This is a genomic window from Sporosarcina pasteurii, assembly GCF_041295575.1.
Taxonomy (GTDB): domain Bacteria; phylum Bacillota; class Bacilli; order Bacillales_A; family Planococcaceae; genus Sporosarcina; species Sporosarcina pasteurii.
This window is the reverse complement of the sequence record NZ_CP160452.1, coordinates 853637-869079: the sequence shown is the minus strand read 5'-3', so window position 1 is coordinate 869079 and position 15443 is coordinate 853637. Positions and strand designations below refer to the sequence as shown.

The window sequence follows — 15443 nt, the reverse complement described above, 5'->3', positions numbered from 1 at the left end:
CGATTGTACTTAGTGGTCAGACCACTCTGTTACCCATCATACAGAAGCGATTGCATTACGTAAAGTAAAAATAAAAAACACTTAAATACATCGAGGATAATTTTAAATTAGTTCGTTCATTTTACAACCATGATTAAAAAATGAAATAAACAAATGAGATGATTCCTATCTTCGAGATGCCTATACTTTATACTGTTTCTACCACAACTTTCATATTTTGAACAATCACTTGTGGCGTTCCTCTTCTTCTCTCAACCGTACCCATTACATGTAAAATATTCATTTCTCTTAATTGCACACTGAATGCTGCATATTGTCTCGGAAAGAACGTACAGGAAATTACGCCTGTCTCATCTTGTACTTTGACAAATGCCATCGATTCACCTTTTTTTGTCCGAATCCTTTTGATTTCAGTAACTAATCCTATGATGGTTACATTGGAACGCTCACGCATTTCATCGATGGCGATTACATCAGCAAACGATTCATTCAACATTTTTTTCACTTCAACTGCAGGGTGTTCCGATAAATAAAAACCTAACGCCTCGCGTTCATATTCCAACATTTTCATCCGTGGTATGTCACTACTCGGTGAATACTTAGGGTTAGCAATCGATTGCATAACAGAGGATAATAAATCTTCTTCATTTGGACCGATAAACAAGGCATGTGATATCGCGGCGTCGATAGAGGCTAATAGAACCCCCCTCGACTGACCAAACTCATCAAAGGCCCCTGCTTTAATTAGTTGCGTTGCCGTTTTTTCAGTGAAATTTTCACTACCAAGTGCTGCTGCACAATCAAACATCGTCTTCCATTTCAGTGATGTTTCTCTTGCTTTTTTCACTTGTTCATAAAAACTTGCCGTAATCCCCTGAATGGTTCTTAGCCCAATTCGGACTGCCCCTTTTTCAACTGTGAAATTAAATTTACTCTTATTAATCGATGGTGCTAAAAATTTTATCCCGCGCGCTGTAGCCTCTCTCATCACTTCTATGATCTTCTCGTGATTACCTGCCAATGACGTGAGGAATGCTGCATAAAAATAAGCAGGCTCGTTCGCCTTTAAATAGGCAAGGCGATAGGAGATTAAAGAATAAGCGACAGCATGGCTTTTTGGAAATCCATAATCCGCAAACTTTACGATTAATTCATAAATGTCTAGGGCACTTTGTTTTGGGATACCATTCGCTATCGCCCGTTCCGTAAATTTTAATTGCTCATTATTTAACACGTCACGATTCTTCTTACTAATCGCTCGGCGTAGTAAATCCGCTTCTCCCATTGTATACCCAGCAACTTGTACTGCTATTTGCATAATTTGCTCCTGGTAGACTATAATCCCGTATGTTTCTCTCAATATAGGTTCCAAGGAAGGATGCAGGTATCTAATTTGTTCTTGGCCATTTTTACGTCTATGATAACTTGTGATATGATCCATCGGGCCAGGTCGATATAAGGCATTTATCGCGAATATATCTTCAAAGCGGTTTGGCTGAATTAATTTCAAGGTGTCTCTCATCCCTGGCGACTCAAATTGAAAAACGCCTATTGTATCGCCATTTTGAAAGATCTTATAGGTCAACTCATCGTCTAAAGGGATCTGTTCAAAATTCAAATAGATGCCTTTATCGAATCGAATCATTGCACGTATCCGATCAAGCAACGTTAAGTTTCGGAGTCCGAGAAAGTCCATTTTTAGTAGTCCACTTTCTTCTACATCTCCCATTGGCCATTGCGTTAAATACAACCCGTCCTCGCCGTCTTGTAAAGGCACCGTATTCACGAGAGGATGAGGTGCTAACACAACTCCTGCAGCATGTGTAGATGCGTTCCGCGGGAGACCTTCCAATGTCAAAGCTGTTTCAAACCATTTTCGACGAATCGGCTCCATTTGAATCCATTCACGTAACTCTGTAGATTCGTCATACGCTTTCTGTAACGTCATTCGAGAGCGGCTTGAGATCAGACCTGCTACATAATTCATTTCTTCTGTTGTAAATCCGAATACTCTTGCTACGTTTCTCGCAACTGCTCGAGTAGAAAGTGTACCGAATGTAATAATTTGTGCAACATGTGCTTTCCCATATTTTCCGGCTACATATTCAATCACTTCTAAACGCCGATTATCAGCGAAGTCTATATCAATATCAGGCATGGTCACACGCTCTGGATTTAGAAAGCGTTCAAATATGAGACCATATTTTATAGGATCTACATCTGTAATTCCTAACGCATAGGCGACAAGTGATCCCGCTGAAGAACCTCGACCTGGTCCTGTTAAGATGCCTGCATTCGTAGCAAAGCGTATAAAATCCTCAACAATTAGGAAGTAGTCTGTGAATTCCATCTGTTGAATCATCGTTAACTCGTAATCAAGTCTTTCTTTGTATATAGGATTAATTGTTTCTATACGCCCTAATAATCCTTCCGTACACTTTTTCATCAAATAAGAAGCGGCATCCTCACCTTCTGGCAACGGATACTTTGGCATTAGAAACCCATTTTTCTTCAATTCAACATGACAAGACAAGAGAATCGTTTGCATTGTTTCAAGCCATTGCGGACGGTCTTTAAACCATTCTTGTATTTCACCTAGTTCAGGAAGGTACGCAAATTGGTGAACGTCCAATTGGTCGTCCAGTTCATTTATCTTTTCTCCAGAACGAATCGCTTGAGCCGCTTTAAAAGCAAAAAAATCCTCCTTAAACACATAACGTGATTCATAAATAGCAGCAATTTGTAGAGAAGTTGCTTCTGCTAGTATTTCAATATGAGACTCCTCCGCATGACCTCCGCCACCCGGACGCGATATACCGATATACGTTTCTTGTCCCTGATGATGTCGGATAATTAGATTAAGCGTGTCTTCATCTCTGCACCCATCCCATGTAGCATCTGTCATTGGACAAAGAACAATACAACCTGTACTGTAGGCCTGCAGCCAGTGTAACGGCAAAGTTTCTTCAGTTGTAATTGAGATCGCACTGCTCATTTTTAGCAAATTGTGAAAGCCTTCATTCGTTTTTGCATAAACATAAACAAGTACAGCTTGTTCCTCTCCTACATCAAGCATGACAGATAAACCTATAATTGGTTTAATTCCATATTTATTCATCGTTTTGTAAAAGGACGGGACGCCATACATTTTTTTATTCATTATAGCGGCGGCAGTAGCCCCTCTCCTGGATAGAAGTGGGGCTACATAGTTAAGTTTATTAATTCCGCGCAAAAGATCTGCGCCGGTTACTATTTGCGGATAGATAAGCTCCATTAATCTCCCTCCGCTCTCGATTTATCGACATAATTGTTGTAGTTTAGAAATAAGCTCATCAGCTTCTTCCCAAGAATAAACGGAAGCACCTGCAGCGAGAGGATGTCCCCCACCCCCATATTCAGCAGCAAGTTCATTGATAACTGTTTCTTTAGAACGCAGTCGAACCCGAATCAGGTCTTCTTCTTCAATCAGAATTACCCAAGCACAGATTCCTTTCACGTCGCCTAATGAACTAACGAGCTGCGATGCCTCTGACGGACTTACATCAAATTGTTTTAATATTTCCCGATCAATCTTGATATATGCAGCTCCGTATTCATCCATTTTAAAGTTTTGATATAAATAACCTTGCAAGTTCAATACATTCCGATTTACTTCATACATACTATTAAAAAGCTTTGAGCGATCAAAGTTGTACTTTAGTAGTTCACTCGCACGTTGAAAAGTTTTTACTGTCGTACTTGGATACATAAATCGCCCCGTATCGCCAACGATACCAGCAAATAGAAGACGTGCTGCAGCATCTGGCATATGCCAATCATAATGTTTCTTTCCATATTCAAACAGATCTATAATCATTTCTGATGTAGAACTTGCACTCGTATCGACCCATTTCACATCACCGTATGGATCTGCGTCGGGATGATGATCGATTTTCATAAGTAAAGCGCCTTCTGTATAGTGTTTTCCATCTATTCTTTCGGTATTCCCAGTATCGGTTACAATAACAAGGGCGTCTTTATATTTCTCAAGGCCTATATCTTCTGGAATCGCTAAATAAGTTAAGGCATCATCATGTTCGCCGGCCGCATACACTTTTTTTTGCGGATAGTTCTTCAAAATAATTTCTTTCAACCCCATTTGTGAACCGTAAGCATCTGGATCCGGTCTCACATGTCGAAGGATAATAATCTTATCGTATTTTTCAATCGTATCTATAATTTGTTTTTTCATCAACAGCCCTCCAGCCGAGTATATTTCTTGTGCAATTTGGTGAAAGAACCGCTACAATAAAGGAAGTCTAGTAATTAATGGAGGGTTCTTATGCTTTTTTTAGTTTTTCTCATTATCGCTAGTATAGTATTTTACCTTTATTTTAAAATGAGACAATTTAGAACGACATACATGCTGCCTATCCGGAAAAAGTTATTCGCAAGTATGGCAGGTGCAGCTCTAGGTCTTTTCCTCATAACTTTTGGCTTGAATCAGATTTTATTATTCAATAAGCTTGTCATTTATATTGTCTCCGCTGTTTTCATTATACTTGGTTCATATGTACTCATTTATAATTTCCGTGCAGCGAAACATTACCGACAATTCATTGAGGAAGAGGCAGAAATTAATGAATACTGATGCAAATAAATGCATCAGTTTTTTCTTATTTAAAATTCATCTATAGTAGACATTTGTATTAGAATTCGTTTTTGCAATCAATCATTTTTCAAACAACTGGTACATCACCATTGCTTTTGCAACAAGTTCATTGCCCGCATGTAAATCAAAATCCACTTTCACGAAACGCCTGCTCATTTGCAAAATTCTTGGTTCTACTCGTACTACAGCACCAAGTTGGACGGGTTGTAACATATACATAGAAATGTTTTCAGCAACAGCCTCGCCACGTTTTCTCGTTTTTATAGCCCTGTTTCCAGACTCTGTTAACAACGTCGTCATAGCCCCATGCGATAAGGTTCCATATTGGTTTGTTAATTGAGGTGTCACTGTAAATTCAATCGCTTGGGAATCACTCGTAACAACATCCATTTGCTTTTTAATAATATCGTCAATTGTTTCCCCTTGATGTGGCTGTCGTTGTGCAGTTTGAAAAGCTCTTAGCACATCTTCCCTACTGACGACTCCAGTAAACTTACTCGAATCGGCGACAACTGGCAAGAGGTCAATCCCTTCCCAAATCATACTATGGGCTGCAGATGCAACACTTGTATTTTCAGTTACCGTTATCGGATTACGTGTCATCACTTTTTCTATTTTCTCATCTTCCGGTTTTCCTATGGTGTCTCGTGATGTAACAATTCCCACTAACCTTCCTGTAAGGTCCGTGACCGGGTAACCTAAATGCCCTGTTTTTTTATTATTCATATTAAAATCAGCAATTGTATCTTCTACGGTTAAGACGATTGTTTGATCTATTGGCGTTAAAATATCAGCCACTAATAAGATTTCTTTTTCAATCATTTGGTCATATATTGCCCGGTTTAACATCGTTGCAACCGTAAACGTATCATAACTCGTTGAAATAATCGGTAATTCTAATTCATCGGCTATTTTCTTCGCTTCGTCCGTTGCATCGAAACCTCCAGTAATTAATACGGCTGCATTCGCAAGTAACGCTGTTTCCTGCGCTTTCACCCTGTTCCCAACAATCAATAGGCTACCAGCGTCAACATAGCGCATCATATCTCCTAATTGCATTGCGCCAATGACGAATTTCGTTAATGTTTTATGCAAGCCTGTTCGACCACCTAGTACTTGACCGTCAACAATATTAAGTACTTCGGCGAACGTTAATCTTTCGATACTTTCTCTTTTCTTCTTTTCTATACGAATGGTGCCAACACGTTCTATCGTATTGACTAACTTTCGGTTTTCCGCTTCTTTAATTGCTCGATAAGCAGTTCCGTCACTTACCGAAAGTTCTTTAGCTACTTGTCGGACAGATATTTTTTCTCCGACCTGCAATCCTTTTATATAACGAATAATTTGTTCATGTTTAGTCGCCATCTCTTCACCTTCTCTATACACTTACCTAATGCTTATTCTACCACACATAGCGAGGATTTACGCTTTATTACATCCTATGTCAGGACACGACATTCACATTGGCAAGCGTTTTATGATTGCTTTCTCATAATCAGGCTCTCTACTCCATTTACTCGCTATCGATTTAAATTAAAAAAATATCCGGAATGGCATTCCTACCATTCCGGATATCGTTAACATTCAAATACTTCCCCAGCTTCCATTATTTTTACATCATGATTTTTCACAAGCGCTTTAAATTTTAACGGATCCTGTTCTATCGGCGGGAATGTATTGTAATGAACTGGAATCGTTAACTTCGGATTCAATAGTTCTACAGCATATGCGGCGTCTTCAGGTCCCATTGTAAAGTTATCGCCAATCGGCAAAAACGCTACATCAATCGGATGTCTATTTCCTATCATTTCCATATCTCCGAATAGAGATGTGTCCCCTGCATGATAGATTGTTTTTCCTTCTACTGTAAATAAAATTCCGGCTGGCATTCCGGTATAAATAAACTCATTCGTTTCTGTTTGATAAGAGGAACTATGGAATGCTTTCGTAAATTTGACAGTTCCAAAGTCAAACTCCTTCGCACCGCCAATATTCATCCCATGCGTTTTTAATCCTTGTAAACCTAAATATACTGCAAGTTCATTTGGAGCTACGACAAGCGAATCATTAGCTTTTGCAATTTCCATCGTGTCCCCAACGTGGTCATTATGACCGTGAGTTAATAAAATCACATCGGGCTTCTCGTTTTCAGCAATGAGGTCCGTTAATGGATTCCCAGTAATAAAAGGATCAATTAGTATTGTATGTTTGTCCGTTTGAATTTTAACAACTGAATGACCATGATAAGAAATTTCCAACTGTATCTCCTCCTATGTATTACTTTAATACACATTCGATAGATTGTCGAAAAACCCTCCTTTTGATATGATTAAACCATTCTTCAGGGAGGTTTTTATATTGAAAAAAGTAAATGAAATCCAACATTTTTTACAAGAGCAACAAGTCGATGCCGCTTTTATTACAACACCTGATAATGTATTTTATTTATCTGGTTTCGCAAGTGAACCTCACGAACGCTTACTTGGTGTCATGGTATTTAAAGAGGCAGAACCCTTTGTAATCTGTCCACTTATGGAAGTACCTGATGTAAAAGCAGTAGGATGGTCTTACGAAGTAGTTGGCCATGAAGATACAGAGGATGCTTGGGAAGTCGTATTAAGTACAGTGAAAAAGCGCGAAGTACCCCTTAACTCGATTGCAATTGAAAAATCTCATTTAACAGTAGAACGTTTAGAACGTATGGATGAAATTTTTGACAAGGTTCAATTTACGAACTTGGATGACCAATTAAATCGCATGAGAGTGATAAAAGATGAAGAAGAACTCAACAACTTACGTAAAGCAGCCGAGTTAGCTGACTATGCTGTTGAAGTCGGGTGCAGAGAAATCGCAGAAGGTAAAACTGAGCTTGAAATATTAATGGCGATTGAATTTGAAATGAAGAAAAAAGGCGTTCAAAAAATGGCGTTTGATACGATGGTTCTTTCAGGGCCTAAAACAGCCTCACCACATGGTATCCCTGGTGACCGCAAAGTCCAAAAAGGCGATTTCATTCTATTTGATCTCGGGGTTGTTTATAATGGCTACTGCTCTGACATTACAAGAACTGTCGCTTTCGGTGAACCATCAGATGAACAACGTAAAATTTATGAGACGGTGAAGCTTGCCGAACAAACAGCGGTTGACAAAGTTCGCCCAGGCATTCAAGCAAAAGAGCTAGACAAAGCTGCCCGTGATGTCATTTCAGATGCTGGTTACGGTGAGTACTTTACACATCGCCTAGGTCATGGCCTTGGAATTTCTGTTCATGAATACCCTTCTGTCACTGGAACAAATGACCTCGTTTTAGAAGAAGGAATGGTTTTCACTATCGAACCAGGTATTTATAACCCTGACGTTACAGGTGTTCGGATTGAAGACGATGTCGTTGTCACAGCAGATGGCGTCGAAGTCCTAACAAAATTCCCGAAAGAATTGAAGATCATCGAGGCGTAAACTCTATCTATATCGTAATACGATAAGCCTTGATTCACTCAGTTTTTAATCTAAAAATGGGCTATTCCACTAAAAAGTGAATAGCCCATGTTTTATTGTTCCAAAGCGATTGATGCGGCAATATACTCTAGGTTTTGTGCTTCCGCGACAGCTTCGTAAGTTACGTGCCCACCAAAAGTATTGAGTCCTTTTAGTAGTGCCTCATTTTTCATTAATGCTTCCTTCACACCTAACTGAGCAATTTGTATGGCATAAGGAACTGTATTATTTGTTAGACCATCCGTCGAAACACGCGGCACCGCTCCCGGCATATTCGCAACTGCATAATGGACTACGCCGTGCTTTGTAAATGTAGGATTATCATGTGTTGTAACACGATCAGATGTTTCAAATATGCCTCCTTGGTCAATTGCAATATCGACTAGAACAGAACCTGGATTCATCGATTTCACCATTTCTTCCGTTACTAGTTTGGGTGCTTTAGCGCCAGGGATAAGAACTGCTCCAACGACTAAATCAGCGTCTTTTACAGCCTTTGCAATATTAAATGGATTGGACATAACCGTTTGAACATCATTGCCAAATATCTCTTCCAATTGACGAAGGCGATCTGTTGATACGTCAATAATCGTCACTTGTGCTCCTAAACCAATCGCAATGCGCGCTGCATTCGTACCGGCCATGCCCCCGCCGATAATCGTCACTTTTCCACGTGCAACTCCAGGGATTCCCCCAAGTAAAATACCACGTCCACCATTCGTTTTTTGCAAAAATTGAGCACCGATTTGAATTGCCATTCGACCAGCGACTTCACTCATAGGTGCTAAAAGTGGTAATGAACCATTTGGTAATTGCACTGTTTCATAAGCAATCGCCGTCACTTTATTTTTCAATAAAGCTTGGGTTAAATTTGGTTCATGAGCAAGGTGGAAATAAGTAAATATAATTAAGCCTTTTCGAAAATAATCATATTCTGAGGCTTGTGGTTCTTTCACTTTCATAACCATTTCTGCTTCCCACGCTTCTCTGGCGGTTGGTACAATTTGTGCACCGGCTTCTTTATAAGCCTCATCCGTAAAGCTTGAACCTAATCCAGCTCCCGACTCAATGATGACTTGATGACCGGCATCTACTAACGTATACGCGCCTGCCGGTGTTATTGCAACACGATTTTCGTTGTTTAAAATTTCTTTTGGCACACCTATTCGCATTTTATTCCTCCTTATGTAAATTACTGTTTCGACAAAATAAATAAACTCCCTCTATTTATTTTAACAGATTACTTTTATAATTACTCATTTTACCCAAGGAATTGTAACACAATTGCCAAAGTTCCAAGAAAAAATTAAAAACTTTATGAAAAAAGGTTTCTATTTATCATATTAGAGGTATATTAAGAGTAAAGTAGATAGGAATGGAATGGAGGAATTATGATGACATTACAATATAATCAAATTCTTGTTGCTGTGGATGGATCTAAGGAATCAGAATGGGCTTTTAAAAAGGCGGTAGCCATAGCTGGTCGAAATGATGCAAATTTAAACTTAGTAAACATTATCGATACACGTTCTTATGCAGCGGTTGAAGCATATGACCGTTCAATTGCAGAACGTGCACACAATTTTGCAACTGAGCTTCTTGAGGAGTATAAACAAAAAGCGTTAGACAACGGCTTATCCAATGTAAACGTTCTCGTTGAATACGGTTCGGCAAAAACAATGATTTCTAAGGACCTAGCTCCTAAAATCGTTGCGGATTTAATCATTTGTGGTGCAACTGGTCTAAATGCAGTTGAACGCTTTTTAATTGGAAGCGTTTCAGAAAATATCGTTCGTTCAGCAAAATGTGATGTCCTAGTTGTAAGAACTCCGGAACTCGATAAATAAGCAAGCATGACGGATCGCCGCCATATTACACCAGCGGGTAATCATTTTCTTAACAATGTAAATAACCTTTCCTAGCGTAATTGATACACCGGAAAGGTTATTTGTATTTATTTAACGTCATTTTTATTCAATCTTACAATCCCGCAACCCGCACTGTATCACGGGCTAACATGACCTCTTCATTTGTTGGGATCACTAACACTTTTACAGGGGAATGAGGGAAGCTAATATACACTTCTTGTCCCCTAACATGGTTTAAATCCGGATCGAAATAAACGCCCATAAACTCCAAGCCTTCTAATACTTTTTCACGAATCGTATCAGAGTTTTCCCCGATACCTGCCGTGAAAATAATCGCATCAACGCCACCCATTCTCGCTGCATACGAACCGATATATTTATGAATACGGTCTGCGAATACATCGAGTGCAAGTTGCGCACGCTTATTTCCTTCTGATGCTCTAATTTCAATATCCCGTAAATCACTAGAGAAACCCGACATAGCAAGCATTCCTGATTGTTTATTTAATACATCGAGCACTTCTTCTACAGATTTCCCTGTTTGTTCCATGATATAAGGAATCAGTGCCGGATCAATATTCCCTGAACGCGTCCCCATCGTTACGCCAGCTAGCGGCGTAAAACCCATAGAAGTATCGATTGACTCCCCGCCTTGCACAGCAGCAATACTTGCACCGTTGCCTAGGTGGCATGAAATCAATTTTGTCGTCTCTAATGGTCTGTTTAATAGTTCTGCAGCACGTTCAGTTACATATTTATGGCTTGTTCCGTGGAACCCATATTTACGAATTCCATATTTTTCATAATACTCAATCGGCAATGGATAGAGGAATGAACTTTCAGGCATCGTTTGGTGAAATGCTGTGTCAAAAATCGCAACAGCTGGTGCGTTAGGCAAAGCTTTATTAAACTCTTTAATGCCAATAATATTTGCTGGATTATGCAGTGGAGCAAGACCTGATAGCTTTTCTAATTGTTGAAGTGTTTCATCTTCAATTAAGACAGAGTCGCTAAACACTTCTCCTCCGTGTACAACACGATGCCCTACGCCGTCAATTTCGTCATATGAGCTTACGGCACCTTCACGGATTAACATATCTAAAAGCAAATTAGCCGCTTCCGCATGATCTTTTATATCGCGCTTTTTCTCAGTCTTTCCATGTTTTGATTTAATTGTAAAGATCGAGTCGGCCAAACCAATCCGTTCAATTTGACCTTTTGCCGTTACTTTTTCACTTGGCATATCAAGAAGTTGAAATTTCAAAGATGAACTTCCTGCATTTATCGCTAGAATAATCGGCATATCAATCATCCCTTTCCCTGTACAGTATCCGTTACTTATTTTTTTACATTAATTTAACTTTCTTTTTCTGCCCACTCATCAATGTCTTGTAAAAAACGCGCCATTGCATGCTTATTTTTCATATCTGGGACTTTCGCAAGCAAAACCTCTGGTATTGCAATTATTTCTTCGGATGGTTTTTGTAAAATTAAGATACTTTTCTCGTGGACTTCACTTTTAAATAGAGTACTCGGCAACTGAATAACTGCACGGATGATTGCTTTATTTTTCAAGAATCCATGTAATTGCGAAGCCTGTTCAGATTCAAATAGATTTGAGGGAATAACGAACAATGCATAGCCGCCATCTTTTGTATGATTCAATGACTGTTCGATAAATAAATGATGGGCATACGCATGTCCTTCTGGTGGCATCAATTCATAGTTCAAACCATTTTCGTCGTCTGGATAATAACCTACTGGTAAATCACTAATGACCATATCGACAGGATCGATAAACAATGGTCGCAATGCATCTTGCACTAAAAATGTCACACGTTGTTCAAGAATTTCTGCAACCACCGCAGATAATCTCACAAGAACTTCATCTATTTCAACTGCATAAGCAGTTACGTTCCCATTCATCATATTCATGACCGTGTAAAGCAAGTTACCAGTTCCAACGGTTGGATCTAATAACGATGTTTCTCCATTCTCGCTGACTAATTTACTTGCAATATGCCCTAGCAACATTCCGATTGAGTCGGGTGTCATTTGATGATTAGGCTGGGCACTCTCTTTCATTCCTTTTAAAATGGCAAGTTGAATACCGCGCCTTATCTCCTCATGGGTGGCTGGGGTTGATAAATCAGGCGTACTACTACCAGTAAGCCACTCATTACATGCGTCAATAACCGCTTCTAGATAAAGAGCATTAGAAGACTGTGCATATGTATCAATAAACGAAAAAATCTTTTCAGTGTTTGTCATATTTTCATTCCTTTACTCACAAAACCCACCCGTCTCCAGGTGGGTATTTCTAAATTATTATTAAACCGCTTCTTTTACTGCTTCAATTGCTTTTTCATAATTTGGGTGGTCCGTGACTTCAGATACATATTCTACATATGCAACTTTGTCATTTTTATCTACTACAAAAATGGAACGTGCGAGTAATCTTAATTCTTCAATGACAACTCCGTATGCTTTTCCAAAAGAGAGCTCTTTATGATCGGATAATGTTTGTACCGCGTCAATTCCCTCGGCACCACACCAACGTGCTTGTGCAAATGGTAGGTCAACTGAAATCGTCAATACTTCTACATCATCACTTAGAGCCGTTGCTTCTTCATTAAATCTTCTCGTTTGCTCTGCACACACGCCCGTATCTAATGATGGAACGACACTGATAAGTCGAACTTTCCCTTTCGTATCAGCTAATGTAACTGGAGATAAATCATTCGCTAGAACTGTAAAGTCTGGTGCAACATTTCCTACTCTTACTTCTTCACCAACTAAGGTAACAGGATTGTTCTGAAATGTAACTTGTGACATAACTACACGCCTCCCTTTCTACCAACTATCTTACTAAAGATTCGGGCTTTCTTGCAACTTTTCATGCTTAACGTTTTTCAAGTATTCGAAACGGCTTCTTTTCTCATAAACATCTTCATGGATGACGTATGTGTCTGCAAAAATATCATGAAGCGCTTCTTTTTTAGGCATAAAGACAACCAGTAAATATGGGATGACTAACGTTTTTGAAATAAACCTTCCAATCACTTCACGAAAAAACAAAGTTCCCCATGTTAGGTTTTTTTCATTTTTGGCCGTTACTTTAATCCCTAAGATAATCTTTCCTACCGTCTGTTGCAAATACTTCGTCATGAATAGAAAGTACAGTAGTGTCACAATTAAAATTGTGATTTTATAAGGTGTGAAAAATAAAAACGACGGATTGGTCACTGGAATCTCTAGCACCCTAAATATCGGTTTAATAAACAGTCCGCTAATCGCAAATAATACGATTATGTCGATACAATACGCCCAAAATCGTGTCCAAAAACCCGCCAATTTAGGTGTAAAGCAATCCATTTCACCAGTCACATCTTGCTTATGCACAATCGTTTCATTTCTTGAAGAGGACATTTGAACATCCATCTCGTGACGATCTTGTTCTGTCATGATTTCCCCTCCTTAATGATTTCCATATAAGTACATCATTCTAGGTGCACTATAATCTGATAATAATTTCCCTAATAGTTCATTTTCAATTCTTTGGTTGGCGAACATCGAAGTTAATTTCATGCCAAAGAGAGAACTTAAACTCTCATTCATCGTATATTCAAATACCGTTGCATTTTGCAATTCATGATCTTCTTGTATCGCACTAATGACGTCTCCAACCTTGCCATAGTCATCCGCCAACCCAGCCTCAATAGCCTGACGACCGTTCATAATTCGACCATCCGCCACCTTTCTCACTGCTGCATCCGACATTCCTCTGCCCTCTACGATAATATCAACAAATCGTTCATAAGAATCATTGATCATTTCTTGAAGCATCTCACGCTCTTCAGCCGTCATTTCACGTGAACTACTCATAATATCTTTATAAGGTCCTGTTTTAATCGTATTAAAGTCTACACCATATTTTTCTGCTAACTTTGCAAAATTAATGCTTTCCATAATTACTCCGATTGAACCTGTAATCGTTTCATGATTTACAAATATCTTCTCAGCAGGTGCTGATACATAGTAACCGCCAGATGCAGCCATACCACCCATGGAAACATACACAGGAATTTCCTTGTCTTCTTGGATCATTCGAATCGCATCATAAATGTCCGCTGACTCGACAACTCCCCCACCTGGGGAATTCACTGACAGAACAACCCCTTTGACGAACGGGTCTTCATAAATTTCATGTAACTGATTCATAAAAAAGCCGTGGTTATAGCCTACTGGTAAAAAAGGAGATACATTTCCTAAATCTTGTATGACACCATCCAGTGTCAATACAGCAATTTTATCTTTTCCTCTTCCTGCTTCAATAATATTTTCACTATATCCGTCTGTTGCCGCCATTTCATCTAAAAATCCAGAGAAATCCCTTGTGAAAAAATAAGATAATGTGTTAACTCCAATCGATACAATTAATAATATCGATGCGGCAATGATGGCAATCCATCGTTTTGCAGTCATTTTAAATTTCCTCCCTTTTGTTTTACAATCAAGTATACGGTAAATAACCCAAAATGTTTCAGAACGTGCTAAAGTAATATTAATTAGTTTAAAGGAGTGCTATATATGGAAAAAAGAATGAATGTATATATTTATAGCAAACATGATGAAGAATCGCTGAGAAAAAAAGCAACTGTCGAAGAGGCTTTAACATCCGAAGGATTTACAACGTTAGAGAATCACGAAGACGCTAACATCATTATTAGCCTTGGAAGTGATGGCACATTTTTACAAGCAGTTCGCAAGACTGACTTTAGACAAGACTGTTTATATGCAGGGATATCCGTCACAGGTGATCATAGTTTATACTGCGATTTCCATTATAACAATCTTTCTGATATGGTGCAGATAATTCAACACGCTGAACTCGAAGTCAGACGCTATCCACTGATTGAAGTGACTATTGACGAACACAAACCATTTTATTGTTTAAACGAATTTAGTATTCGTTCTAATATTATTCGTACGTTCGTATTAGATGTTATGATTAATGATAAACATTTTGAAACGTTCCTCGGAGATGGTCTCATCGCATCAACACCAACAGGAAGTACCGCCTATAACAAATCTATGCATGGCGCAGTAGTCGATCCTTTATTAAATTGCTTTCAAGTTACTGAGTTAGCTTCAGTTAACAATAATCAGTATCGTACACTTGGTTCATCGTTCATATTAAGTGGTGAACGCTCATTAAAATTAAGGGTTCATCAAGACGGAAATGACTTCCCTATAATGGCCGCCGATAACGAGGCATTACCAGTTAGAAAAGTAGAAAATGTACATATAGTACTAAGCGACAAAATGATTAAAACAGTGAAATTAAAAAATAATTCGTTTTGGGAAAAGGTTCAACGGATGTTTTTATGAAAACTTGAAAAAGGGTGAATCTCTACTTATGTAGG

14 protein-coding genes are annotated in these 15443 nt (G+C 38.8%); 4 read left to right on the top strand and 10 right to left on the bottom strand.

Annotated elements, in window-relative coordinates; genetic code table 11:
- Window positions 1-187: 187 nt before the first annotated feature.
- Together dnaE and AB1H92_RS03925 are read right to left on the bottom strand one after the other, a co-directional pair.
- Entirely contained in the window at window positions 188-3274 is a 3087-nt protein-coding gene (gene dnaE / locus AB1H92_RS03930) for a DNA polymerase III subunit alpha (RefSeq protein WP_115362255.1), read from the bottom strand.
- 21 nt (window positions 3275-3295) lie between these two features.
- Window positions 3296-4231: a bifunctional oligoribonuclease/PAP phosphatase NrnA gene (locus AB1H92_RS03925; protein WP_115362257.1), complete on the bottom strand. Its 936-nt coding sequence runs from the start codon at window positions 4229-4231 to the stop codon at window positions 3296-3298.
- A gap of 90 nt (window positions 4232-4321) precedes the next feature.
- On the opposite strand from AB1H92_RS03925, the gene AB1H92_RS03920 reads away from it, so the two are divergent.
- On the top strand, window positions 4322-4630 hold the full coding sequence (locus tag AB1H92_RS03920) for a YtpI family protein (protein ID WP_115362259.1): 309 nt from the start codon (window positions 4322-4324) through the stop codon (window positions 4628-4630).
- An 81-nt stretch (window positions 4631-4711) separates the two neighbouring features.
- Here the strand turns inward: AB1H92_RS03920 and AB1H92_RS03915 are convergent, their stop codons facing one another.
- Together AB1H92_RS03915 and AB1H92_RS03910 are read right to left on the bottom strand one after the other, a co-directional pair.
- Window positions 4712-6019 carry a DRTGG domain-containing protein gene (locus tag AB1H92_RS03915; protein WP_115362261.1) on the bottom strand — a complete coding sequence of 436 codons (1308 nt, stop codon included), beginning with the start codon at window positions 6017-6019 and terminating at the stop codon, window positions 4712-4714.
- A gap of 212 nt (window positions 6020-6231) precedes the next feature.
- Window positions 6232-6912 carry a metal-dependent hydrolase gene (locus AB1H92_RS03910; RefSeq protein ID WP_115362263.1) on the bottom strand — a complete coding sequence of 227 codons (681 nt, stop codon included), beginning with the start codon at window positions 6910-6912 and terminating at the stop codon, window positions 6232-6234.
- 100 nt (window positions 6913-7012) lie between these two features.
- Here AB1H92_RS03910 and AB1H92_RS03905 point away from each other — a divergent pair, with 100 nt between their 5' ends.
- Window positions 7013-8110, top strand: coding sequence for a Xaa-Pro peptidase family protein (locus tag AB1H92_RS03905; RefSeq protein WP_115362265.1), 1098 nt, complete (start codon window positions 7013-7015; stop codon window positions 8108-8110).
- Window positions 8111-8202: 92 nt separating this feature from the next.
- Here AB1H92_RS03905 and ald read toward each other — a convergent pair whose 3' ends face one another.
- On the bottom strand, window positions 8203-9321 hold the full coding sequence (gene ald / locus AB1H92_RS03900; RefSeq protein WP_115362267.1) for an alanine dehydrogenase: 1119 nt from the start codon (window positions 9319-9321) through the stop codon (window positions 8203-8205).
- A gap of 222 nt (window positions 9322-9543) precedes the next feature.
- On the opposite strand from ald, the gene AB1H92_RS03895 reads away from it, so the two are divergent.
- A complete protein-coding gene (locus AB1H92_RS03895) occupies window positions 9544-9996 on the top strand; it encodes a universal stress protein (protein WP_115362269.1) in 453 nt (150 codons plus the stop codon).
- Window positions 9997-10129: 133 nt separating this feature from the next.
- Here the strand turns inward: AB1H92_RS03895 and AB1H92_RS03890 are convergent, their stop codons facing one another.
- The 5 genes from AB1H92_RS03890 to sppA are packed head-to-tail and all read right to left on the bottom strand — an operon-like array spanning window position 10130 to window position 14502.
- The gene (locus tag AB1H92_RS03890) at window positions 10130-11320 is read right to left on the bottom strand and encodes an acetate kinase (RefSeq protein WP_115362271.1); all 1191 of its coding nucleotides are present in this window, start codon (window positions 11318-11320) and stop codon (window positions 10130-10132) included.
- Between the two features lie 53 nt (window positions 11321-11373).
- Window positions 11374-12288, bottom strand: coding sequence for a class I SAM-dependent methyltransferase (locus AB1H92_RS03885; RefSeq protein ID WP_115362272.1), 915 nt, complete (start codon window positions 12286-12288; stop codon window positions 11374-11376).
- Between the two features lie 60 nt (window positions 12289-12348).
- On the bottom strand, window positions 12349-12852 hold the full coding sequence (tpx, locus tag AB1H92_RS03880; RefSeq protein WP_115362274.1) for a thiol peroxidase: 504 nt from the start codon (window positions 12850-12852) through the stop codon (window positions 12349-12351).
- Window positions 12853-12885: 33 nt separating this feature from the next.
- Window positions 12886-13482 carry an RDD family protein gene (locus AB1H92_RS03875; protein ID WP_243835698.1) on the bottom strand — a complete coding sequence of 199 codons (597 nt, stop codon included), beginning with the start codon at window positions 13480-13482 and terminating at the stop codon, window positions 12886-12888.
- A 12-nt stretch (window positions 13483-13494) separates the two neighbouring features.
- Entirely contained in the window at window positions 13495-14502 is a 1008-nt protein-coding gene (gene sppA / locus AB1H92_RS03870) for a signal peptide peptidase SppA (protein ID WP_115362276.1), read from the bottom strand.
- 105 nt (window positions 14503-14607) lie between these two features.
- Here sppA and AB1H92_RS03865 point away from each other — a divergent pair, with 105 nt between their 5' ends.
- Complete coding sequence (locus tag AB1H92_RS03865) at window positions 14608-15408, top strand: NAD kinase (protein WP_115362278.1); 801 nt, start codon at window positions 14608-14610, stop codon at window positions 15406-15408.
- Window positions 15409-15443 lie beyond the last annotated feature (35 nt).